Below are 23,460 nucleotides of genomic sequence, written 5' to 3'. Positions count from 1 at the left end.
TTGCGGCGGCTGATGGTACTGCTGTTGGTTTAGTTAACCTGGCACCAGTTATGCTGTTTCACGATCCCCCCGTCCGGCGAGGTATAACCGATACAGCCCAGAATACTGTCGAACAATTTCTCGTGGAAAACCGGCGTTTTCGCCTGTTGCAGCACTTTTAACTGATTGAATGCCGCCTTATGGTCGGGCTGGCTAAGAAACTTGTCAGATGCCCAGACCATAATGGGAATGGTGCGCTGCGCCTGCGGTGCATGATCACGCGGGGTACCGTGAAAATGCATATTTTCCGAGATCGACTCGCCGTGATCCGAAGCATAAAACACGATGGCATTACGATTACGCAACTGGTTGAAAACCTGCTCAAGGACGTAATCGGTATACAGCAGGCTGTTATCGTAAGAATTAACCATGGATTGCGTAGAGCAAGTGTCGTCAATACCCTGGCATTCCGGCTGGTAGCGGGCAAAAGCACGAGGATAACGTTCAGTGTACATATAGTGCGAGCCCTTGGTATGCAGGATCACCAAATGCTTGCCCTGCGGGTGACGGTCTAACGAATCCTTTAACTCGTCAATCAGCGCAATATCATCCACAGGTTTACCGGCATTACGTTTTTCCGCCTGAATACTTTCTCTCAGCGCATAATCATCCGCCTGGGTTTTGTTATAAAACCAGGCCTCGCTCTGCATTGAAAACAGTTCAGAAGAAAACCCCTGCTTTTTCAGCACGGAAAATACGTTCATTTCCTTCAGCGTCCGCTCGGGGGCTTCCGACGCGCCACCTTCACGCACAAACATGCAACGTAACGAGAGCTTGGTTGAGGTATCGCAGGAATAGCCCTGTAGCACCGCAAGGTTGCTTTCCTTATCCAGATTAGGCGTGTTGTCGCGTTGGTAACCATAAATACCCATGTGATCGCGCCTGGCGCTCTCACCTATCACAAACACCACATACAAATCATTCACGTCTTTTGGCGGTTGATAGGTAAAATGTGCCGCCGGGTCAAACAGATTACGGCTATCTTCTGCCTGGCTGTACGAGCTGTAGGTAAACAACCCCAAGGCAGAAAGCCAGTTGGACGGCGAATAACTGCCGGCCACCACGCCACCATAGCTGGCCATCATTTGATTATTATCTCGATCGTGGCGGTCCTGCACCTGGCCCATGAGTTTCAGTGGTAACCAGCACAACAGTGCAGCGCTCAGCATCACGCCCCCTTTCTTGAGCCAAGCCAGATGGTTACCACGCTTATAACTGGCCTCATGCATCGGCACCAACCAAATAAGCAGCATCGGCAACAGGCTCACCAACACCACCCATACGCCAAAATGCCAGCCCACCGACTCCCTGGACAGATCAACATCCGTAGTCATCACCGCCGCCAGAATGCCGTAGCCGATATCCACATGGAATAACACCATGTAGTAGCTGGCGGCCACCGAACTCAGCACCAATAACGATGCAAAAACACGGAACAATCTGCGCCCCAAAAACGAGATCAGTAGTGTGATAAAACACACCAGGCAGAAGGCTGCGAGCACCTCAATGCCGATCGACAAGGCGTTGTCATAATGAAGTTGCTGATAACGGCGGTAAAATATGGGGATATTGAGCAACACACCGAGATAGAAAGCGATAAAGAAAGAGACCTGCAACTGGGTCCAACGTCGGAACTTCTGCATTATTGATACCATTCTTGCCAAAGTGAATTCATAACCCTTGCCAGATACAGGTTATTGTTGAGAGTTTTCTCTCTCCTGCTGCTGGATGGTTATCTGACAGGCAATTTAGGCGGGCGTTGCTGCGGCAGTGAAAATTAGTGCTGTTATAATGTAACAAGTCGTGTGTGAAGCCTTCTTCATTTCCTTGCTGCGACGGTGGGTCTCTATAACCACCGCCGCAGAAAGGACAGATCTTATGGTGTCTGCGGTTGCTCATCAGTCACGGCGTTCTGTACTGGCATCGCCGCCTGATTTTCTTCACGGTATTTTTGCTTATCCCAGGCACGGAAGAAAGGATAGTAAATCGCCATTGAAATCAGTAAATTGACCACCTGGATCACCGTTCCCGAAATATGGCCGCCGGTCGCCAGATAGCCACTGATGAAAATCGGTGTGGTAAACGGCAAGGCAATCCCCACCGGAGGTGTCACCAGTCCGGTCGCCATCGCGCTGTAGGTCACGATCACCAGCACCACCGGGGTCAGGATAAACGGCAGGAAGAAGTACGGGTTCATCACCAGCGGGATCCCGAACACCATGGGTTCACTGATGTTGAACAGACAACCCGGTGCAGCGATTTTCCCCAACTGTTTCATCTGGGCGCTACGGCTGCGCAACAGCATAAAGATCACCAGCCCCAACAGGGCTCCCGTCCCGCCAGGTGCAATCCACAAATCGTAAAATTGCTGGGTAATGATGTGCGGGATCGGCTGATTGGTCTGAAACGCCACCAGGTTTTCTGACATATTCGCCAGCCATACCGGTTGAATAAACACCAGTACGATAGCGTCACCATGTAACCCCAGCGTCCACAACAGGCCAATCAGGATCACCGAGAAAATCATCCCTGGCAGCGTTCCCCCCACGTGATGCATTGGAATGCCGATCAGCGTGGCGATCATGGTATTGATATCGCCAAACGGCGTGGCCTCAACGATCAAACGCAGCAACAAGATCACGGCCAGCACGCAGAACCCCGGGATCAGCGCCAGGAAGGATTTCGCCACCGCCGGCGGTACCCCTTCCGGCATGTTGATCACCAGATTACGGTTATGCACGAAACGGTAGATTTCCGTCGATAACAGCGCCACTACGATCGCCACAAACAGCCCCTGACTGCCGATAAAATTCATCGGCAGCACGCCCTTAACAATTTGCTCCGCGGCCCCTTGCACCGGGGCAAACAGCGTATGCTGGGGAATGGTCATGATAAACGCCACCAGCGAAACCGCACCGGTACTGAGCGGATCCATCCCACGGTATTTTTCCGCCAGCCGGTAGGCAATGCCAAAGCTGGAGATGATCGCCATGATGTCGTAGGTCGCCTTGACCGGGTACAACAATTTATCCCGCCACGCCGCACCAAACACCTCGCCCATCAGATTGGCGTAGCTGGGGATCGGTAAGTAAGCGAAGATCAGGAAAAATGACCCGATCAACATAAACGGCATGTTAAGAATTATGCCGTCCCGCACCGACAGAATATGTTTTTGCCCGGCAATTCTTAATGCCGCCGGCAACACGTAACGCTCCAGAATGCTATTTAGACCCGCCATCATCCCCCCTGCCCGGCAAAGCCGGCTGTCGTGATTGTTATTATGGAATTTCGACTTAATTAAACTGCGGTAAATAGGCTTGGTTCAGGCTCAGCACCTCGTCCAGCAAGGGCTGCGCGATACCGACACCACCAATCAGCGGATTCACCACCAGCGCCAACAACGCACTTTGGCGATCGCCATGCACCGCGGCCTCGATGGTCAGGCGTTCAAAATCCTTAACCTGTTGCGTCAGCCCGTTCATTGCCAGCGGCAACGGGCCGAAGCTCAGCGGATGCGCGCCCTGAGCATCAATCACACAGTTGGTTTCAATCACTGCATCATCGGGCAAGCCCTGAATGGCACCGTTATTGCGCGTATTCACCACCAGTACCTTGCCGCTGTTATTGTGAATAGCACGGATCAATTCGACCGCCACCTCAGAATAGAAAGCACCGCCGCGGAAACTCAGTTGCTCCGGTTTTTTATCCAGCGTCGGATCGGCATAGAGGGCAAATAACTCCGCTTCCACCTTCATCACCTGCTCGGCACGGGTTCCTTGTGCGGCAGCCGCTTCCAGCTCTTCTTCCAGCATGCCGGCGGTCTGATAAAAATAGCGGTGATACGGACAAGGGATGGCCCCCAGCGCCTGCAGAAATGCCGGTGGCCATGGCAGGTCTTTGATGTTGTTCATCGACAGCGTTTCGCCATTACTTAACATTTCCAGCACCTTGGCGGTCACATCCTTACCGCTTTGTGTCACCTGATGCACCCACACCATATGGTTCAGCCCGGCAAACCGCAGATCGACCTGATCGTGTGGCGCTTTCAGCATATCGGCGATCATGTGATGCATGGTGACAGGCACGTTGCACAAACCAATAATCTTCGCCTTGCTGTAACTCGAGACGGCTTCGGTGACGATCCCTGCCGGGTTAGTGAAGTTGATAATCCAGGCATCCGGCGCCACCGCCTCTACCACGCGTGCCACCTCCAGCATCACAGGAATGGTGCGCAACGCCTTGGCAAAACCGCCAACACCGGTAGTTTCCTGGCCCAAACGCTGGTATTTCAACCCCAGACGCTCATCGGCGGCGCGGGCTGCCAGTTGCCCCACTCGCAGCTGAGTCAACACAAAGCTGGCACCGCGAATGGCCGGCTCCAGCGTGAAATGTACCGAAACCACCACCTGCTCCAGCCCGTTGCGCTTGAGCATTCGTTTGGTTAACTCGGCAATGATGCCCACTTTCTCACGGCCGGACTCCACATCGACCAGCGCCAGCTCGGTTAACGGCACATCCTGATAATGCGCGATCAATCCTTCGACCAATTCCGGCGTGTAGCTACTGCCCCCGCCTATTACGGTGATTTTAGTCATTGCCTGCCCCCTGGGGTAAACGACGATAAAGTTCGATCATGTCAGTGGCCAGATCCTGGATCAGCATCGCATTCATCAAATGATCCTGCGCGTGCACCAGAATTAAACTGACCGGTACCTTTCCACAGCCTTCATCCATGCCAATCAGTTCCGTCTGCATGCCATGCGCCCGGCCAATACCGGCTTTCGCCTCTTCCAGCCTGGCGCTGGCGGCTTCAAATTCACCACGGCGAGCCAACTGCAATGCAGAAAGCAGCGAGCTGCGCGCACTACCGGCATGAACCAGCAATTCCATCACGCTAGTTTCCAAATCCATCATTACCTCCCCCGGCCTGATTCCAGACACGGCGATCCCACCGCGGGTTAATAAAACAACCCGTGGTAAATCAATAAATAAATGAATATGGGGAACGGCGTCCCCAGAGTGTTATCAGGCCAGCAGGCTAAGTGCCTTGTCCAGCACCTTATCGCCGCGCATGGTGCCGTAATCCATCATGTCGATAACCGCCACGGCTTTGCCCAATGGTGCCGCCAGTTCGGCCAGCCGCGCATGTTCATATTTCACCTGCGGCCCCAGCAGCACAATGTCTGCCCGCCCCAGAATGCGTTCAAAGTCTGCCACCGGAACGGCTTCAATCTCGATATCCAGCGCCCGCTTTTGCGCTTCGTTTTTCATTTTTTGTACCAACATGCTGGTCGACATTCCTGCGGCGCAGCATAAGACGATTGTTTGCATTTTTCAGTGTCCCGGTTGTTAGCCACCACGGCTGTTCAAATATAAAACAGCTCTGTAACACGCTTGTAAATACCTTAGATCCATACGATTTTATTATGATTTTTACTTAATCATTTAAAAACAATTAGTTAATATAAAAATATCATGAAAATTTTTTTCAACACTGTGATCTGCGATCTAATTATTGGTTTTAAAATAGCGGTTAAAATTTTTAATTGTTTAAATACAATAAGATAAAATCACAACAAATAAACACTGAGATGGGCATCGTGTTTTCCAAAAGGATGAATTGAAAATTATTTTCATTGATTTATTCTGCCGGTCAGGGCTTTATAGCGTGCGAAAAACAGGCTAGTTTGAAGCACCGGGCATCGGTTGGCATAACAGAAGGGACACTGCAGTTATGGATCTCGCTTACCACATTCAGTTCCGTCAGGATCCGTTCAATCGTCAGGAGGCGAAAGTCGCCCGGACTATCCTGGACAATCCTGGGTTCACTTCAACCGCGACTATTGAACAGTTGGCAGAACGGGCCGGCGTCAGTACCGAGATCGTCGCGCATTTTGCCCAATCTCTTGGTTGTCAGGATCTTAACGACTTTATCTCGTTGATGCGCACTCAGCCTGTACCGGTAAACCCGCCGGCAACCGTGGCGCAACCGGTACTGGGCAGCATGGATATCGCCTTCGCCTCCGCCGCCGGTATCGGCAAACTGCCCGGCGTCAGCCCCACGACTTTGAGTCGCTTCGCCAAATCCATCGGTTGTGAAGATATCGGCGACATTGTCTATCAAATCCGCGCGCGGCAAAACCAACTCAGCCAGCAAGAAGCCAAGGTGGCACAGACCATTTTGGACGATATCGCCTTTGCCTCTTCCGCTACCATAGAGCTGCTGGCCAGTCAGGCAGGGGTCAGCCCGGCAACCATCACCCGTTTCGCCAAAACCATAGGTTGTGATGATATTCGCGATCTGCGCATGAAGCTGGCGCAGGCCAGCGTCAGTGGATCACGCTATTTGACGGCCCAAACGACGCCCAATGGACCACCTCGTTTGTGGCTGCAACGCGTCAACGACGTGGAAACCACGCTGCATCAACAGCTGCAACAGGTAGAACATTCAGCATTAATCGACGCCAGCCAACAGGTGAGCCAGTGCAAAAGCGTGCATATTTTTGGCGTAAACAGCATGGGGTTGTACGTCAACGAGCTGCAACAACGCCTGGTGGGGTTAGGCTATCCTGCTTTTGCCTGTCAGGATGCGGCACTGATGCGCATGACCGCCTCCACCCTGAGTACGCAACAGTGCGTGATACTGCTATCAATGAGTGGGGAAAATAGCGATTTGCTCAACGCCGCCAGGTTGGCCGGTGCCACTGGTGCTTATCGCATCGCGTTGACCCCGGCAGGCAGCACTCTGGCATCCCTGGCAGATAAGGTCTTGCCCCTGAGCGGTGGCAGTGCCGCACGCTACGGGCTGATGCTGACTCTGGATCTGTTGCTGGCGCAGTTGCTGCCAGAAAGCCTCGGTGCGCAAGCGGAAGATTAAATCCACAGCACAAGCCTTGACTGTGGCTAACACCTGAGGTTTTTCCTAATTAGCCATCCAGATGACCACTCCCTATTGATGGGAATATTCTTACTAAGTTATCGTTAACATCCCACTTAGGTCGTGACCTAAGTGAAATTTGCACAACTTTAATTTTTATATGGCTTCTCTGCCAGCTTCGGCTGGCACTTTAAATTTCATCAGCGGTAAAATTCCATGATCGATTACTCCCTTTACGGTCTCAACGATAAAGATATCGAGACGTACCGTGAACAAATTTACAGCCTGCTCGGCAAGGGCGTTATTCAGGTGCTCTCCGCCAACAAGCCCATCAGCAAACAAAGCATTCTCGCCTATCTGATCAAAGAGATCGAAACACAACCCGATGACCATTGCCAAAAGCTGCACAGGGCGGCAATCGAAGTCATTGGTATCACCGGCCGCTAAGGAACTGCATGCGAAAATCCGATCTATGCGCCATCATCTCTATCGCCGCCGTGGTAGCCCTGATGTGGGTAGTTAACGGTCATGTTGACTAGCGCCGCCGCTAGGTAGCCAAATATCGAAGGGAGATAGATAGACGCAATCCGGCTTAACGGCCGGTTATCGCCAGAATCTGATCGGTACGTTATTTTAGCGGAACATGATGAAGTGATATTCTGGAGAGGATTTCAGAAACAAAAAAACCGCCTTCCGGCGGTCACGACATTACTACTTATTGCTTGTTATTCTTGAATTTATTTTCCTGGTACCCGGGGCGGGACTTGAACCCGCACAGCCATAAGCCGAGGGATTTTAAATCCCTTGTGTCTACCGATTTCACCACCCGGGCTCGGGAAAATTGGAGGCGCGTTCCGGAGTCGAACCGGACTAGACGGATTTGCAATCCGCTACATAACCGCTTTGTTAACGCGCCTAAATTCTGTTTGCCTTTTTCAGGCTAAAGCTCGTAAAACACCAGCTTTATCAAATTTGGAGCGGGAAACGAGACTCGAACTCGCGACCCCGACCTTGGCAAGGTCGTGCTCTACCAACTGAGCTATTCCCGCATTAATCAGAACTTACTGATTTTTTTGCTATCTTTCGGCAAATCACTGCTGCCGTCTGATGCGATGCATTCTACTTACCTGACGTAATGAGTCAATAAAATTGTTGGCTCATTACGTTTGTTTGACGATTTTTGCAGCGCTTTGATCAGGGTTCCAGCAAATCTTTGCGGGCAGCGTTCAAATATTGGAACATTGACCAGAAAGTCAGCACCGCCGCAATGTACAACAAACCAAAGGACACGTACTCGACGGTGCGGTCCGGACGCCACAGCAGGCCGACCAGCGACATCATTTGCGCCATGGTTTTTACCTTGCCAATCCAGGACACCGCCACGCTGCTGCGCTTACCAATCTCCGCCATCCACTCACGCAGTGACGAGATGATAATTTCACGCGCAATCATGGTCGCCGCCGGTAGAGTGATCCACCAGACGTGGTAGTGTTCCGCCACCAGCACCAGTGCCACCGCTACCATCACCTTGTCCGCAACCGGGTCGAGGAAGGCCCCGAAACGGGTAGTTTGCTTCCAGCGACGGGCGAGGAAACCATCAAACCAGTCGGTTATGGCAGCAAACACAAAGATGACGGCGCAAACCATCGGAGCCCAGGTGAACGGCAGATAAAATGCCAGAACAAAGAATGGGATCAGAACTACGCGAAACAGAGTAAGCCAAGTCGGTATATTCAATTGCATAATGCTAGGGTAACTATCTGGCTGGAGTGGGAATTAAGAGTATGTTGCTACATTGCCCTCAGTGTTTCAATGCATTGTAGATCTTTTCTGCCAATGCTTGTGAAATACCCGGCACTTTTGCAATTTCCTCAACGCTGGCGTTCAATAATGGTTGAAGTCCACCCATATACTTCAACAGCACCTGTCGCCGTTTTGGTCCAACGCCGTCGATCAACTCCAACGCGCTGGTATTTCTTACTTTTGCCCTTCTCTGTCGATGTCCGGTGATCGCGTGGTTATGCGAATCATCGCGGATATGCTGGATCAGATGCAGCGCCGGTGAATCCGACGGCAAAGCAATCCCCTCACCTTCAGGAACAAAGAACAGTGTTTCCAACCCGGCTTTACGGTCTGCACCTTTGGCGATGCCGATCAGCAAGGGTTTGTTTTTATCCCAGCTCACGTTCAGCGAGTTAAATACATCAATCGCCATACCAAGCTGCCCTTTACCGCCATCAATAAAGATAACGTCGGGGATTTTTTTCTCTTCCAGAGCCTTACCATAGCGGCGTTTCAACACTTGCGCCATCGCCGCATAGTCATCCCCTGGCGTAATGCCGGTGATATTATAGCGCCGATACTCGGAACGCAGCGGCCCATTAGCGTCAAACACCACGCAGGAAGCGACGGTTTGCTCACCCATGGTATGGCTGATGTCGAAGCATTCCATGCGGTTAATCTCGGAAAGATTCAGCACCTTGGTTAATTCGGCCAACCGCTGATGAATAGTCGACTGCTGGGAAAGCTTGGTGGTAAGCGCCGTCGCCGCATTGGTACGCGCCAGTTTAAGGTAGCGCGCACGGTCACCTCGCGGTTTACTCTGGATCTGGATTTTACGCCCGGCCAGCTCAGACAGCGATTCGGCCAGCAGGTCTTTTTCCGGCAAAGTGAAATCCAATAGGATTTCCGCCGGCAAGGTGCGCATCTGGCTGCCCTGTAAATAGAACTGACCGACGAACGTCTGCACCACTTCGCTCATTTCGGTGCCGCCTGGCACTTTGGGGAAGTAGCTGCGGCTGCCCAACACTTTGCCCTGGCGAATAAACAGGACATGCAAGCAAGCCATGCCGGCTTCGAAAGCCACACCGATCACGTCCAGATCGTCGCTGTTACCGGATACGAACTGACGCTCAGTCACCCTGCGTACCGCCTGGATCTGATCGCGTATCCGCGCTGCCTCTTCAAAGTTCAATGCCTTGCTGGCGTTTTCCATCCTTTCGATCAACTGATGCAGCACCTGTTGATCCTTGCCGGACAGGAACAGGCGCACATAGTCCACCTGCTGACGATATTCATCTTCACTCACCAGCCCGGCGACACAAGGCCCCAGGCAACGGCCGATCTGGTACTGCAAACAAGGACGCGAGCGGTTGCGGTATACGCTGTTCTCGCACTGACGTATAGGGAACAGTTTCTGCAGCAGCGCCAGTGTCTCACGCACGGCATAGGAATTGGGGAATGGACCGAAGTATTCCCCCTTGGCATGTTTGGCGCCACGATGCACAGCCAGCCGCGGGTGGCTGTCCGCACTGAGGAAGATCAGCGGATAAGATTTATCGTCTCGTAAAAGAACATTATATCGCGGCTGATATAACTTTATGTAGTTATGTTCCAGTAATAGCGCTTCTGTTTCGGTGTGTGTAACAGTAACGTCTATTTGCGCGATATTTTTAACCAGCGTCTCAGTTTTACGGCTCCCCACCTGCTGGCGGAAGTAACTGGCGAGGCGTTTTTTCAGATCTTTAGCTTTACCGACGTAAATAACCGTGCCAGTAGCGTCATACATTCGGTAGACGCCAGGCTGGCTGGTTACGGTGCTTAGAAATGCTTTGGCATCAAAACGGTCACTCACTGCTTAACAACGTCTCCGCATTGAACAATCCGTGTCGGATAGCCAGGTGTGTCAATTCAACATCACCGCTGATATTCAGCTTGCTGAACATGCGGTAACGATAACTGTTCACCGTTTTGGGGCTGAGACTCAGTTGTTCTGAGATCTCGTTGACCTTTTTGCCTTTGGTGATCATCAGCATAATCTGCAGCTCTCGCTCAGACAGGCAGCTAAACGGTGTTTCCGTCTGTGGCTCCAATTGGCTCAATGCCATCTGTTGGGCAATATCGGACGCGATATAACGCTGCCCGGCCTGCACGGCACGAATCGCATTAACCACATCCTGTGGCGCAGCGCCCTTGCTCAGATAGCCTGCAGCCCCCGCCTGCATCACCTTGGCAGGCAATGGATTTTCAGTATGGATAGTCAGCATGATGACTTTAACGTCGGGCGCATAGCGTACAATCTTGCGCGTGGCTTCCAACCCGCCAATACCCGGCATGTTCATATCCATAAGAACGATATCTACAGCATTGCCACGGCACCATTTCACGGCATCTTCACCGCACTGGGCCTCCCCGACAACTTTTATACCTTTGATATCTTCAAGAATGCGTCGTATCCCTGCGCGCACCAGTTCGTGGTCATCAACAAGAAGAACGCTAATCAAGGAAAAATCTCCAAAAAGAAGGGAGTAACGCAATCAGCCTCTGTTATAGGCAGAGATATTACTTGTTTTTCAGCCAAGAATGAACACAGATTAATACTTACTCCCGATTAACTTTGCGCAATGGGCCCGGTTTTTGAATTTTAGTCACCCAGCGCAGCCCGATAAAGCCGTGTTTGTCGATAAAAAGCCGACGATGTGAATATTACCATGCTGGCTTCTGGCCTCATGATAGTGCGTCTAACCTAAACCGCAGGTAAAATCAGTGTAAGCAATCGCAACACCAATAATATTGACACCAACACGATGAGATTGTAATTCATTGAAAAAAAACAAAATTACAAGATTATCTTTATCTCACATGGCGAAATTCATTGCAAAAGAAATTATTCAATCCATGCCAGGCCAACGTCAGGCGAGGATCTGATGTTGATCATTTAAATAACCGGAACAGGTTAACAATAACCCGGCAGTCAAATACTTATTAACTCAAAAAAATAACCAGGCGGCATTGTTCTGCAAGCCGATTAATTCATCAATAGTGAGTATGCACTATAATGTGAAGTCGGTTAAGCCCTGGAACGCCCCCCAGCGAATGGTACGAACACCGGGACAGCGCTATCAGTGCAGATGGATATCTGCATGCTATGCTATACTCCGCGCCCAGTTAAATACGCATCTGCAGGTCCGAGAGAAATGAAATCGGTGTGGGTGTGCATCAAAATGCACTTTGTTTCAGGCTACGGCCTCATAAATCAGGAGAGAAAATGAGCAACGTTGATTTCACTACGTCTGCAAACCCGGAAACGCTGGCAACAGAAGTTGCCTGCCTCAAAGCCACGCTGACGCTGATCCTGAAATCGATCGGCCAGGCCGATGCCGGGAAAGTCATTATCAACATGGAGCGCTTTATTGCGCAGATTGAAGACCCGACCCAGGCCGAAATTTTTAAAAATAGCATCCAACAGATTAAGCACGCTTACCGTCAATAATCTGTCGCCCTCAGGCCTGCCGCCAACGCGGGCCCGTTCCCCCCCTGCAGGGAGGGTGGCAGGGGCGCTGACTGCACCCCGTCCGAATTAAGGCTTACCGGCCTGCAGTACAAACCCACGTTGCATATCGCCCGCAACGCGGAAATAGCGGCTCTCACCGGCGCGTAGCGTCATTGGCAACCGCCCACTGGTATCACGCCAGATACACAGGCTGTTTTCGATCATATCCTGCCCAATACTGATTTCGTTATTGCCTACCGGCACCCGGAACTCGGCCTTCTCTTTCGATGCCAGCGATGCGGCAAACTCGCCGTTGATATAAACCCCGGTTCGGCAACTTCCCGCCAGCATCCCGCTGTCGCGCACTACCACTATGGTGGCAAATGGCGTTTGTGGCACATTCTGATAAAGCATCAGGCGGCTAGGTGGCGGTGATTCAGCCTGCTGCAATGGAACGGCCTGAGTGGCACAGCCAGACAACAGCACGGTGGTAACAAGTAACGCGGCGCAATGCTTCATCCTGAACTCCTGAAATAAACCAGTCTTCATACTAGCAAGAGAATAGCCACTGACTGTAGCGCCGGGGCATCACCCATAGAAAAATAGGATAACTTCCAGTGGGCTGAGGAAAATCAGGCAGGGAAAAGCCTTACCTGTGCCGACCCTATTGCTTGTCAGGCAAGACAGTCGGCAGCTATAAGAAGATTCCGTGGTTAGTATATTGAAATGAATAAGATTTTTATGATTATTTAAAGCTTAACCATACGTTTTTGGATGTCCTCGCGAAAAGCGCTGGCCACATAGTTAAAGCCATTTTCAGTCACATAGACCCGCGAATAACCGTTCTCGGACACTGTGGTCACCATATAACCGGCGTTAATCATCTCCGTAGAGGGTGCATTCATAAGAGTAAGAAAACCGCGTCCACGGCACCATTGATAGAAGCGAGTACGACCATAACCCAATGAATCACCGACATCAGAAAGGTTTCTCAACCTATCACAATCCTCTGATAGTGAAGGTAAATCACCACTATCTTTAGGTATTTCAGGTTTATTTGCCAAAATATAACTCCCTTTAATCTCTTCATCATCATGACTATCATTCATCGATCCTGAATCTAAAAAATTTACACCTGAATTGCAATCTCATTACCGACATATTCAATAATGGTTTTAATTGTGAGTATTTAAAAAAATCAATATAAACATCCTTACCTTAACTCCCCAAAGCATAAATATCCTTATGCAGCCAATAATAAGAATAAATCTTTAGGTAAATATCTTAATAAATAATCTGAAAACAGACACAGAAGAAACTTAGCACGAGCATGATAACCAATAAGTATTATTCTACTTGTCAGCAAGCCCCGCACTTCCTTCATTGCCGCCGGTCTCACCTCAACCTTTTCTAAACAATAACTATTATCATTTCCAATTTTGACCGCAGTTTATTACACTCACGCCCCACCTCGTCTAGGAAGATTCTTAGCGTGTGCGTACAGGACGAAAGGAAGAGTCAGGGATACCATGAAGAAGTATAGAATTTTGATTTTATTACCATTAGTAACATTGGCCGCCTGCACCCAATGGGAAAGGGCCGGCGCCGGCAACGCCACCCGCGAGGCAGAGTATGCAGAATGCAAGGGTCGGGGATACGAACGTTTTCCACCCGATGTAGTCCGTGATTTTGAGTTTAGCTACGAAAACCAATACCACAGCTGCGAAAAAGACAAAAAAGACTGCCCGAAAGGCTACCGTTACGATAAGCAACCCTCGTTTAAAACGGTGCAAAACGATCGTAATGAAGGGGCACGAACGGCGACCATCGAGGCTTGTATGTATGGCAAAGGCTGGCATGAGAAAACCTATTACTGGCCACAGTAATCTCAGCGTTGTCGAGGCTGGCACTTAGCTCAACTGACACAGCTTGCCGCCGGGGATTATTCATCATCACCGTGCGGCATGCCGGTCCTGGGCCTGGCTTTATTGTGTTCCGGTTTTTTATCTTTTGCGGCTGATAATGCCCGCCCAATCAACCACAGTAGCAGCGGTATCAGCAGCAGGCACAGCCCCAGTGTAATCAGTGCATTTGTCATCCGTTGTCCGCCCGATCTTTCTGGTCACTATGTCTGAGTGTAGCAGGCTTATCCGTCGCTCTGGCTACGTTCCAACCGTGCCAGGGTGGCCAGCCTGGCTGGCGTCAGAGGGATCCGTGGGACGGGCAGTGGCCAGTCGAACAGATGACGCGCCGCCGTCGCACAGATCTTGCCCTGGCAAGCACCCATACCACAGCGGCTGCTCAATTTGGCTGCCGTCCAATCGGCTGATCCACTTAACAGATACAGAGGTACATCCTCACAACGACACAATAGCGTTTCCGGTGTCGCTAACGTTTTCAGCTCCGGGTTAAGCGCAAAGGTTCGCGCTACCGCAGTGGCAAATCGCCGCCACTTATCACGTTGCGCAGTTAATGCCTGCGCCTGCATCAGGTTGCCGGTGGCGGCATAACCGGCAATCGCCCCCTCAGCCAGTGCCAACTCGCTACCGCCGATCCCGGTACATTCACCGGCAGCATAAACCTGCGGCTGACTGGTTTGCTGGTGAGGGTTCACGGCAACCGCGTTATCCTCAATGGCACACCCCAACAACATCGCCAATTCAATATTCGCCACCAACCCAAACCCACAGGCCAGACGATCGCAATCTAACGTGACCTCGCGAGCCCCTGTTTGCATCCGAATCGCCGTCAGCCGCTGACCGCCTAACGCCTCCAATACATAGCTGTCAGGACGATAATGCCGGTTGAACAGACTAAAGGACTGACGCAATTTCACCGGCCAGCGCCACAATCCTGCGGCAAAAGCGGCCAGCTGTGCAGCGGGCGCCTGTTCCGCCAGTATCACCACTTCGCCACCGGCTTTAACTACGCTGGCAGCAACGGCCAACAGCAATGGCCCACTACCGGCAATCGCCACCCTTTCCCCTTTAATAGACAATCCCTGCTTAATCTGCGCCTGCAGCCCACCGGCACCGGTCACTCCGGGCAGGGTCCAACCGGGAAAAGGCAACAAAAGTTCACGGGCACCACAACACAGGATCAGCGCCTGATAATCAACCACCCCGCTCCCCGTCTCATCTTCATAGAGCATTTTCTGCGGCCCGCACTGGGCGATAATCTTCACGCCGTTAAGCAGCGTCACATTATTCAGCGCCCCCAACGCCTGCCGGTATTGCTGCGCCAGAGTCGGCAACGCCACGTTCGGCCCGTCGCGCCAGATCTGCCCGCCGGGATGCAGGTTATCGTCGAGCACCAATACGGACTGACCACTCTGCGCCGCAGCACGGGCTGCCGCCAACCCTGCCGGGCCCGCACCAATAATCAGCACATCGCACGCGAGATCACTCATTTTCCGTCCTCTCAATGCGCATTCCTGGCTGGCACAACGTCTGGCACGCCAGCCGCCGCAGGCCATTCACCGTCACCCGGCACTCCTGGCAGATGCCCATGCCGCAAAACGCGGTGCGGGGCTGCCCATTGACCGAGATACGGCAGCTATCCCGCCCGCTCAGGCTGAGCGCTGCGGCTACGCTTAACCCTTCGGGTACGCAGAGACTTTCACCGTTGAGGGTCAACGTCAGTAGGGTTTGTTTCATACCGGCAACGCCTCCTTAGGGAACATTCGTGCAGCCAGATAAGGGGTATCGTCAATCGCCGGTCGATGATTATGGATCTGCGCGGCAATCAACGCGGCGCTGCCCAGCGCGGTGGTAACCCCCAGGCCCTCATGCCCCAATGCCAACCACAGCCAGCGATGCTGGGGATGTGGCCCGAGCAGGGGTAAACCGTCGGCGGACGCGGCACGCAAGCCAGTCCAGCAGCGGATAATGTTCATCTGCGCCAGTGCAGGAAGAAAGGTGCCAGCGCGTGCCAGCATGGCGGCCAGTAACGGCATGTCGATATCGCTGTCTGGGGCGTCAAACTGGCGGGAGGAGCCGATCAACAGCTGGCCGGTTGGCCGCGCCTGAACGTTAAACGCCACCGAAGTGCCGTCGCTGGCGTGCGCGCTGGCACCATAACCCAACTCAACCAATTGGTGACGCACTCGCTGCGGGTAGCGATCGGTGATCGCCAGATGCCCTTTCTTGGCGCGTAGCAAGGGTTGCTCCAGTAGCCCGTCGGCCTGTAAACCACAGGCCAGCACCACTACCGGTGCGGTTAAACGTTCACCGCTGGTCAACACCACCGCCTGTTGTTCCAGCGCGGTAACTTCACCCGCAATCACCCTGACCGCAGGTCCGGCATCGGCCACTAACCAGCGGGCAACGTTGGGCGCATAAACGATGCCATCACCCGGCACGCGTAAACCACCGGCCAGCCCTGGCCGCAGCATGGGTTCAAGGGCAGTAACCTGCGCGGCGTTCAGTGCTTTGCTGGTCACACCGTACTCCGCCATGCGTTGCAGTTTAGCTTCGGCAATCGCCATTTCGTCGTCCCGCTCTGCCAGCCACAGCGTACCGCAGCCGCGCCAGGCGCAGTTTTCCGGCATTCTTTCCACCAAACTGCGCCACAGTTGCAATGAATAGGCGCTTAAGGCCAGTTCGGCAGGATTATCGTCCATGCACACCAGATGGCCCATACCGGCCGCCGTCGCCCCGGCACGCTGGTTGTCCACCAGCAAAACTTGTAATCCTTGCTGCGCCAGCCGCCAGGCGCAGGCAGCGCCGATAATGCCGGCCCCCACCACGATCGCATCCGCCTGCCTGCCGGCTACCATCAGCGGATCCCCCAAACGAAAGGATCGCGCTCATCCAGCAGCAGTTGGCTGTCAGCGCAAACATAAGCTTGCCCACGAATAAAGGGCGTCACGCGATCGCCACTGCGCTGGTAATAGCCGCTGAAGCGGCTGCCAATCACGCTCGCCTGGTGCCAAATCTCACCCGGCTGCAATTTGCCGTCGGCCGCCAGACAGGCCAGTTTGGCGCTGGTCCCGGTGCCACAGGGTGAGCGATCATAAGCCTTGCCGGGGCACAGCACAAAGTTGCGGCTGTCGGCCAGCGGGTCGGCCGCAAACAGCTCGATATGATCGATAACGCCGCCATCTTCGCCATATATCCCTGCGCCCTCAAGCGCCTGGCGCACCGCCCAGCTAAAGGCGGTGAGCGCATCCAGATTTTGCGTATTGATCGCCAAATCATGCTCGCCGATCAGAAAAAACCAGTTACCGCCCCAGGCGATATCACCCACCACCGGCCCATAGCCGCTGACCTCAACCCGGACCTGCCGGCGATAGCGGTAGGCCGGGACGTTTTCCACCGTCACGCTGCCGTCCTGATGCAAGGTGGCGTTTACCGTGCCCACCGGGGTTTCGATCAGGTGTTCACCGACGCCGATTCGCCCCAGATAAGCCAGTGAGGCCACCAGCCCGATGGTGCCATGACCGCACATACCCAAATAGCCGCTATTGTTGAAGAAAATCACCCCGGCGGCGGCCTGTGGCGAACAGGGCTGACACAACAAGGCGCCCACCAGCACGTCGTTACCGCGAGGCTCCAGAATGATGGCGCTGCGCCAGTCGTCATACCCTTGAGCAAACAGCGCCTTGCGCTCAGCCATACTGCCGGTACCCAAATCGGGGAATCCTTCGACAATCAGTCGGGTGGGTTCCCCGGCGGTATGGGAATCAATCGCCCGCAGCGCGGTAAAATGCGAAGAAAGTGCCATCGGAGTCTCCTGAGTTAATGAAATGTTACCGATGGCGCTAGACTGACCGAATCTGCTGACGGCGGCTTGATGCATTTCGGCGTGGCAAATGCAGAAATCAGCACAATCCCCCTGACAGGGTTTAGTCAGGTCGGAACAACCCAGTAAGCAAAAGTATGCGGTGATCCGCATAATTGGCAGCCACGCTTGAAAAGTTATCAAAAAGTTAATATTGATGAGGCGCTTGCCAAACGGCCTGCCCGGCCATCTCAGATTCTGTGTCACCCAGCGGGAAAAGGTATTGCTATGCGATTAGCCCTGGATCATCAGCTTGTTACTGCTTCCCGACCGGTTATCGAGGCACCGGAAGAAGACATTTTTGCCGTTGAACAACTGTCACGCTGGTGCGATGGCCTGGCACAACAGCGTCCGAATACTCTGCACGATCTGCTCAACTCTCTGGCGCTGATCGCACCGCTGCTCAATGCTATTCCTAACGTGGTGTTTTTTATCAAGGACCTGCAAGCGCGTTACCTGCTGGCCAACCTGACGCTGGCCAAGCGCTGCGGTTTTAAAACCGTCACACCACTGCTGGGCAAAACCTCGGCGGAGGTGTTCCCAACCCAGCTTGGCTCGGGTTATACCGAACAGGATCTGCGGGTACTGCAGCAGGGAGCATTGATTCAGGACCAACTGGAAATGCACCTGTACAGCGGGCGAGAGACCGGTTGGTGCCTGACACAAAAACTGGCGCTCTATGACATTCAGGGCAAGATCATCGGTATGGCGGGCATCTCGCACGATCTGCAGGAGGCCAAAGCCAACCATCCTGCCTATCAGCGGCTGGCGGCGATCGACGTCTATATCCGTCAACACTATGCCCGACCGATTGCCCTCGAAGAATTAACCGCCCTCACCGCCCTTTCCGTGGCGCAGATAGAGCGCTACTGCAAACGTATTTTCCATCTCACGCCACGCCAGATGATCCACAAGGTGCGGCTGGAAAAAGCCACCGAACTGCTGGCCGGCGATTTACCCATAACCGACATCGCCCTGCAATGCGGCTACACCGATCACAGCGCATTCAGCCGCCAATTCAAAGCCATGACCGGCTCCACGCCGCGTGACTTCCGCATTAGCATCACGTCATAACCCACTGATTTATTTGATCAAACAGTTTATTTTCGGCGCTTTGACGGCCCGTTTTTTGCTTGCCTGATACTCTGCGCCACTGTGCCAATTTCGTCATGGCATTCGGAGAAAACCGTCAAGCCCCTGCGGACAATACAGGTCAATCTGTGATTGGATTTTACCAATAATTCACCATTGATTAACAAACTTGGACGACAGGACAAACACTATGAGCCATAAAGCCATTAGCTGGAGCGGCGTGTTCCCGGCGGTCAGCACTCAGTTTCGTAGCGATTTCTCTCTGGATCTCGATGCCACCCATACGGTGATCAAAAACCTGGTCAAAGACGGCGTTTCTGGCCTGGTGGTGTGTGGCACCGTGGGCGAAAACACCTCGATGACCGTTCAGGAAAAATTGTCGGTGATTGAAGTGGCACGCGATGCGGCCCAAGGCAAGGTACCGGTGATTGCCGGTATTGCCGAATTCACCACTGCCTTTGCGCGTGACATGGCGCGTGAAGCGCAAAAGGTCGGCGTCGACGGCATCATGGTGATGCCCGCGCTGGTCTACTCCGCCAAACCCCACGAAACTGCCGCCCACTTTCGCAGCGTCGCCGGTGCCACCGATCTGCCGATCATGGTCTACAACAACCCGCCAATTTACAAAAACGACGTGACGCCCGACATCCTGACGTCCTTGGTCGATTGCGAAAACATTGTCTGTTTCAAAGACTCCTCCGGCGACACCCGCCGCTTTATCGACCTGCGTAACGAAGTCGGCGATCGCTTTGTGCTGTTCGCCGGGCTCGATGACGTGGTGCTGGAAAGTATCGCCGTCGGTGCCGAAGGCTGGATCTCCGGCATGTCCAACGCCTTCCCGCGTGAGGGGGAAACGCTGTTCCGCCTGGCGAAGCAAAAACGCTTTGAGGAAGCGCTGGCGCTGTATAGCTGGTTTATGCCGTTGCTGCATCTGGACGCGCGTCCGGATCTGGTGCAGTGCATCAAGCTGTGTGAAGAGTTGGTCGGCCGTGGCAGTTCAATCACTCGCCCGCCGCGTCTGCCGTTACAAGGCGATACTCTGGCCGAAGTCACCGCCGTGGTTAAAAAAGCGCTGGCAAACCGCCCTGAATTGCCGGACGTCGGCCTGTAATTGCCACTCTCGCCCGGCCGCCTGCCGGGCCTGAACATCAGCCAATCGGGGGAACCCATGTCCAACGCTTATACCATCCGTGGTCAACAGTTTATCGGCGGCCAACGCCGCGCCAGCGGTGAGGCCGAACTGGTCAGCCTGCGTGCCGATAACGGCCAGCCGACCGGCCACCGTTTTTTCTCGGCCAGTCTCGCTGAAACCGCCGCCGCCGCCGATGCCGCCGCACAGGCATTCACCGCCTATTCACAGCTCAGCGCCGAACGTCGGGCCGACTTTCTTGAGGCAATTGCCGAACAGTTGGATGCGCTGGATGAAGAATTCTTCAACTTTGCCATGCAGGAAACCGCCCTGCCATTGGCTCGCCTGAGCGGCGAACGCGCCAGAACCAGCGGCCAAATGCGGTTATTTGCCAACCTGTTGCGGCGTGGTGATGTGCACGGGGTGCGCATAGACTGCGCCTTGCCGCAGCGCACGCCACTGCCGCGTCCGGATCTGCGCCAATACCGCACTGCCCTCGGCCCGGTCGCCGTGTTTGGTGCCAGCAATTTTCCGTTGGCTTTCTCCACCGCCGGCGGTGACACCGCCGCCGCTCTGGCCGCGGGCTGCCCGGTGGTATTCAAGGCGCACGGTGGCCATATGATCACCGCCGAACTGACCGCACAGGCGATTGAACGGGCCAGAGAGCAGCAGCAGATCCCGGCCGGAGTGTTCAACATGATTTACGGCGAGCGCATTGGTGCGGAGTTGGTACAGCACCCGGCGATCCAGGCGGTGGGCTTTACCGGCTCGCTGCGCGGCGGCAGAGCCTTGTTCGATCTGGCGATGCGCCGTCCGCAGCCGATCCCGGTCTTTGCCGAGATGTCGAGCATTAACCCGCTGATCATCATGCCGCAGGCTTTAGACAAGCGTGGTCAGCAGATCGCACGCGACCTGCTGGCCTCATTCACGCTGGGCTGCGGCCAGTTCTGCACCAAGCCGGGGTTGATCATCGGCCAACGCGGCGAAGCATTCAGCCAGTTTACCCGTGAATTAACCGAGCTGGTGAACGCCGCAGCCTCACAACCGATGCTGAACGCCGGCACGCTGGCACATTATCGCCGTGGTCTGGCGGCGCTGGAGCAGCAGATTGGCATTCGCCATCTGGCCGGCAGCCGCGAGGAACAGCCCTATTTGGCCGCGCCGCAACTGTATCAGGCCGATAGTCATTTACTGCTCGGCGGCAATCCCTTGCTGCAGGAGGAAGTGTTTGGCCCGGTCGCCATTCTGGTGACAGTGGACAATCACCAGCAGTTGACCGCCGTACTCGATAGCCTGCAAGGGCAGCTGACCGCCACGCTGCTGACCGACCCAGAGGATCTGGACGATGCCGCACCACTGGCGCAATTGCTGACCCGCAAGGCCGGTCGGGTGCTGTTCAATGGCTACCCGACCGGAGTCGAAGTGTGCGATGCGATGGTTCACGGCGGCCCTTATCCTGCGACCAGCGATGCACGCGGTACCTCGGTCGGTACCCTGGCGATCGAACGCTTCCTGCGCCCGGTTTGTTTGCAAAATTACCCGGCCGCATTGTTGCCGCCAGCGTTACAAGACAGTAATCCACTGGGCCTGCTACGGCTGGTGAACGGTATTTACACCCGAGATCCGATCCACTCACCTGCCAACAACTAGCCCGGCCGCATCTGCATGCCACCTAATAACAAAAGGGTAAACCCATGACAACCCAAGGCAAATTCAAGAAGCAGCTTACGCTCACCGATTTGACGTTTATCGGCCTGGGCGCAATTTTTGGTTCCGGCTGGCTGTTCGCCGCCAGTCACGTCTCCTCGATTGCCGGTCCCGCCGGCATCTACTCCTGGCTGATCGGCGGTTTGGCCGTGTTGCTGCTGGGCATTGTCTACTGTGAGCTGGGTGCGGCACTGCCCCGTGCCGGCGGCATTATCCGCTACCCGGTATTTTCCCACGGCGAACTGATGGGTTATCTGCTGGGGTTTATTACCCTGATCGCCTTCTCCAGCCTGATATCGATTGAGATCGTCGCGGCTCGCCAGTATGCCGCCGCCTGGTTTCCCTTTCTGAGCCAGCCCGGCTCCGGTAACCCGACGCTCATCGGCTGGCTGGTCCAGCTCCTGCTGCTGTGCTTTTTCTTCGCCCTGAATTACTACAGCGTCAAAACTTTTGCCAAATCCAACAATCTGATCAGCGTGATTAAATTCGTGGTACCACTGTTGGTGATTGTGGTGCTGTTCAGCTTCTTCAAACCCGAAAACCTGCACAGCCAGGGGTTTGCGCCCTTTGGCTCCGCCGGAGTGGAAGCGGCCATTTCCGCCGGGGGGATTATCTTCGCCTATTTGGGGCTGACGCCGATTATCTCGGTCGCCAGCGAGGTGCAAAATCCGCAGCGCACCATTCCTATCGCGTTGATCCTGTCGGTGGTGCTGTCCACCATCATTTATGTGCTGCTGCAGGTGGCCTTCCTCGGCAGTATTCCCAGTGAGATGCTGAGCGGCGGCTGGGCCGGTATTAGTCAGCAATTTTCACTGCCTTACCGTGATATCGCCATCACCCTGGGGATGGGCTGGCTGGCGTTTTTGGTGGTGAGCGATGCCATTATCTCACCGAGCGGCACCGGCAATATTTACATGAACGCCACGCCGCGCGTGGTATACGGCTGGGCTCGTGCCGGTACCTTCTTTAAAATCTTTACCCGCGTCGACGGTGAGTCCGGCATTCCACGTCCCGCGCTGTGGCTGACCTTTGCACTGTCAATCTTCTGGACGCTGCCTTTCCCTTCCTGGGAGAAACTGATCGGCGTGGTGTCCGCCGCGCTGGTGCTGAGCTATGCCATTGCGCCGGTGACGGCTGCCGGTCTGCGCCGCAATGCACCGGATCTGCCGCGTCCCTTCTTCGTGCGCGGTTTCTGCGTGCTCGGTCCGGTGTCATTTATCATTTCGGCGCTGATTGTCTATTGGTCCGGCTGGGATACCGTTTCCTGGCTGCTGGGTCTGCAGATCCTGATGTTCGTGGTCTATATCCTGTTCAAAAACAAGGTGCCGACCCACGCCGTGAGTCTGAAGCAACAGATTTGGTCGTCGCTGTGGCTGATAGCCTTCTATGCACTGATTATTGTCGCGTCCTATCTCGGCAGTTTTGGTGGCATCAATGCCATTGGCCCCCCGTGGGACACCCTCACCGTGGCGGTCATTGCATTGGCGATCTACTACTGGGGCGCCTATACCTGTTTACCACAGGCGAATTTTGCCGGTGATGAGGAAGAGTAAAGGAGATATT

General features: G+C 54.0%; 22 protein-coding genes and 3 tRNA genes. 8 read left to right on the top strand and 17 right to left on the bottom strand.

The window, feature by feature from the left end; translation table 11 throughout:
* Positions 1 to 29 precede the first annotated feature (29 nt).
* The 5 genes from eptB to E5C26_RS09285 all read right to left on the bottom strand — a co-directional run bounded on the left by eptB (position 30) and on the right by E5C26_RS09285 (position 5,370).
* Positions 30 to 1,682 carry a kdo(2)-lipid A phosphoethanolamine 7''-transferase gene (gene eptB, locus E5C26_RS09305; protein ID WP_135316037.1) on the bottom strand — a complete coding sequence of 551 codons (1,653 nt, stop codon included), beginning with the start codon at positions 1,680 to 1,682 and terminating at the stop codon, positions 30 to 32.
* A 233-nt stretch (positions 1,683 to 1,915) separates the two neighbouring features.
* Positions 1,916 to 3,277, bottom strand: a complete 1,362-nt coding sequence (celB, locus tag E5C26_RS09300; protein WP_135316036.1) for a PTS cellobiose transporter subunit IIC — start codon at positions 3,275 to 3,277, stop codon at positions 1,916 to 1,918.
* A gap of 55 nt (positions 3,278 to 3,332) precedes the next feature.
* Positions 3,333 to 4,634: a 6-phospho-beta-glucosidase gene (locus E5C26_RS09295; RefSeq protein WP_135316035.1), complete on the bottom strand. Its 1,302-nt coding sequence runs from the start codon at positions 4,632 to 4,634 to the stop codon at positions 3,333 to 3,335.
* Positions 4,627 to 4,953, bottom strand: coding sequence for a PTS lactose/cellobiose transporter subunit IIA (locus E5C26_RS09290; RefSeq protein ID WP_012006281.1), 327 nt, complete (start codon positions 4,951 to 4,953; stop codon positions 4,627 to 4,629). Before E5C26_RS09290 ends, E5C26_RS09295 begins: the two co-directional genes overlap by 8 nt.
* 111 nt (positions 4,954 to 5,064) lie before the next feature.
* Positions 5,065 to 5,370, bottom strand: coding sequence for a PTS sugar transporter subunit IIB (locus tag E5C26_RS09285; protein WP_012006280.1), 306 nt, complete (start codon positions 5,368 to 5,370; stop codon positions 5,065 to 5,067).
* A gap of 403 nt (positions 5,371 to 5,773) precedes the next feature.
* Between E5C26_RS09285 and E5C26_RS09280 the strand changes: the two genes are divergently transcribed.
* The gene (locus E5C26_RS09280; protein WP_135316034.1) at positions 5,774 to 6,916 is read left to right on the top strand and encodes a MurR/RpiR family transcriptional regulator; all 1,143 of its coding nucleotides are present in this window, start codon (positions 5,774 to 5,776) and stop codon (positions 6,914 to 6,916) included.
* A gap of 216 nt (positions 6,917 to 7,132) precedes the next feature.
* A complete protein-coding gene (locus E5C26_RS09275; protein ID WP_135316033.1) occupies positions 7,133 to 7,363 on the top strand; it encodes a biofilm development regulator YmgB/AriR family protein in 231 nt (76 codons plus the stop codon).
* A gap of 299 nt (positions 7,364 to 7,662) precedes the next feature.
* Here E5C26_RS09275 and E5C26_RS09270 read toward each other — a convergent pair.
* The 6 genes from E5C26_RS09270 to uvrY form a co-directional block, all read right to left on the bottom strand.
* Positions 7,663 to 7,748, bottom strand: a tRNA-Leu gene (locus E5C26_RS09270).
* Positions 7,749 to 7,758: 10 nt separating this feature from the next.
* A tRNA-Cys gene (locus E5C26_RS09265) sits at positions 7,759 to 7,832 on the bottom strand.
* A 57-nt stretch (positions 7,833 to 7,889) separates the two neighbouring features.
* Positions 7,890 to 7,965 (bottom strand) — tRNA-Gly (locus tag E5C26_RS09260).
* Positions 7,966 to 8,110: 145 nt separating this feature from the next.
* On the bottom strand, positions 8,111 to 8,659 hold the full coding sequence (gene pgsA / locus E5C26_RS09255; RefSeq protein WP_017892379.1) for a CDP-diacylglycerol--glycerol-3-phosphate 3-phosphatidyltransferase: 549 nt from the start codon (positions 8,657 to 8,659) through the stop codon (positions 8,111 to 8,113).
* Between the two features lie 58 nt (positions 8,660 to 8,717).
* Entirely contained in the window at positions 8,718 to 10,550 is a 1,833-nt protein-coding gene (gene uvrC, locus E5C26_RS09250; protein WP_135316032.1) for an excinuclease ABC subunit UvrC, read from the bottom strand.
* Positions 10,543 to 11,199, bottom strand: coding sequence for a UvrY/SirA/GacA family response regulator transcription factor (uvrY, locus tag E5C26_RS09245; protein ID WP_012006273.1), 657 nt, complete (start codon positions 11,197 to 11,199; stop codon positions 10,543 to 10,545). Before uvrY ends, uvrC begins: the two co-directional genes overlap by 8 nt.
* Positions 11,200 to 11,963: 764 nt before the next feature.
* Here uvrY and E5C26_RS09240 point away from each other — a divergent pair.
* Entirely contained in the window at positions 11,964 to 12,188 is a 225-nt protein-coding gene (locus E5C26_RS09240) for a DUF2594 family protein (protein ID WP_020826235.1), read from the top strand.
* Positions 12,189 to 12,275: 87 nt separating this feature from the next.
* On the opposite strand, the gene E5C26_RS09235 is transcribed toward E5C26_RS09240, so the two are convergent.
* Together E5C26_RS09235 and E5C26_RS09230 are read right to left on the bottom strand one after the other, a co-directional pair.
* Positions 12,276 to 12,707, bottom strand: a complete 432-nt coding sequence (locus E5C26_RS09235) for a hypothetical protein (protein WP_135316031.1) — start codon at positions 12,705 to 12,707, stop codon at positions 12,276 to 12,278.
* Positions 12,708 to 12,937: 230 nt separating this feature from the next.
* Positions 12,938 to 13,297 carry a hypothetical protein gene (locus tag E5C26_RS09230; RefSeq protein ID WP_206194253.1) on the bottom strand — a complete coding sequence of 120 codons (360 nt, stop codon included), beginning with the start codon at positions 13,295 to 13,297 and terminating at the stop codon, positions 12,938 to 12,940.
* A gap of 420 nt (positions 13,298 to 13,717) precedes the next feature.
* Between E5C26_RS09230 and E5C26_RS09225 the strand changes: the two genes are divergently transcribed.
* The gene (locus E5C26_RS09225; RefSeq protein WP_135316030.1) at positions 13,718 to 14,074 is read left to right on the top strand and encodes a hypothetical protein; all 357 of its coding nucleotides are present in this window, start codon (positions 13,718 to 13,720) and stop codon (positions 14,072 to 14,074) included.
* A 260-nt stretch (positions 14,075 to 14,334) separates the two neighbouring features.
* Here the strand turns inward: E5C26_RS09225 and E5C26_RS09220 are convergent, their stop codons facing one another.
* Genes E5C26_RS09220 through E5C26_RS09205 form a run of 4 tightly spaced genes read right to left on the bottom strand, consistent with a single transcriptional unit; the run spans position 14,335 to position 17,912 of the window.
* Positions 14,335 to 15,597: an NAD(P)/FAD-dependent oxidoreductase gene (locus tag E5C26_RS09220; protein ID WP_135316029.1), complete on the bottom strand. Its 1,263-nt coding sequence runs from the start codon at positions 15,595 to 15,597 to the stop codon at positions 14,335 to 14,337.
* A complete protein-coding gene (locus E5C26_RS09215) occupies positions 15,590 to 15,844 on the bottom strand; it encodes a (2Fe-2S)-binding protein (RefSeq protein WP_135316028.1) in 255 nt (84 codons plus the stop codon). Before E5C26_RS09215 ends, E5C26_RS09220 begins: the two co-directional genes overlap by 8 nt.
* Positions 15,841 to 16,965, bottom strand: a complete 1,125-nt coding sequence (locus tag E5C26_RS09210) for an NAD(P)/FAD-dependent oxidoreductase (protein ID WP_135316027.1) — start codon at positions 16,963 to 16,965, stop codon at positions 15,841 to 15,843. Before E5C26_RS09210 ends, E5C26_RS09215 begins: the two co-directional genes overlap by 4 nt.
* The gene (locus tag E5C26_RS09205; RefSeq protein WP_135316026.1) at positions 16,965 to 17,912 is read right to left on the bottom strand and encodes a 4-hydroxyproline epimerase; all 948 of its coding nucleotides are present in this window, start codon (positions 17,910 to 17,912) and stop codon (positions 16,965 to 16,967) included. Before E5C26_RS09205 ends, E5C26_RS09210 begins: the two co-directional genes overlap by 1 nt.
* 285 nt (positions 17,913 to 18,197) lie before the next feature.
* Between E5C26_RS09205 and E5C26_RS09200 the strand changes: the two genes are divergently transcribed.
* The 4 genes from E5C26_RS09200 (at position 18,198) to E5C26_RS09185 (ending at position 23,450) form a co-directional block, all read left to right on the top strand.
* Positions 18,198 to 19,043: an AraC family transcriptional regulator gene (locus tag E5C26_RS09200; protein WP_167796633.1), complete on the top strand. Its 846-nt coding sequence runs from the start codon at positions 18,198 to 18,200 to the stop codon at positions 19,041 to 19,043.
* 208 nt (positions 19,044 to 19,251) lie between these two features.
* Entirely contained in the window at positions 19,252 to 20,172 is a 921-nt protein-coding gene (locus E5C26_RS09195; RefSeq protein WP_135316025.1) for a dihydrodipicolinate synthase family protein, read from the top strand.
* 57 nt (positions 20,173 to 20,229) lie between these two features.
* The gene (locus tag E5C26_RS09190) at positions 20,230 to 21,840 is read left to right on the top strand and encodes an aldehyde dehydrogenase (NADP(+)) (RefSeq protein ID WP_135316024.1); all 1,611 of its coding nucleotides are present in this window, start codon (positions 20,230 to 20,232) and stop codon (positions 21,838 to 21,840) included.
* Positions 21,841 to 21,884: 44 nt separating this feature from the next.
* A complete protein-coding gene (locus E5C26_RS09185; protein WP_135316023.1) occupies positions 21,885 to 23,450 on the top strand; it encodes an APC family permease in 1,566 nt (521 codons plus the stop codon).
* The last annotated feature ends 10 nt before the right edge of the window (positions 23,451 to 23,460 follow it).

The organism is Serratia proteamaculans (genome assembly GCF_004684015.1).
In the GTDB taxonomy this organism is placed as follows: Bacteria; Pseudomonadota; Gammaproteobacteria; order Enterobacterales; family Enterobacteriaceae; genus Serratia; species Serratia proteamaculans_F.
Note: the sequence above shows the minus strand (reverse complement) of the source record. Positions and strands in the feature narration are given on the sequence as shown.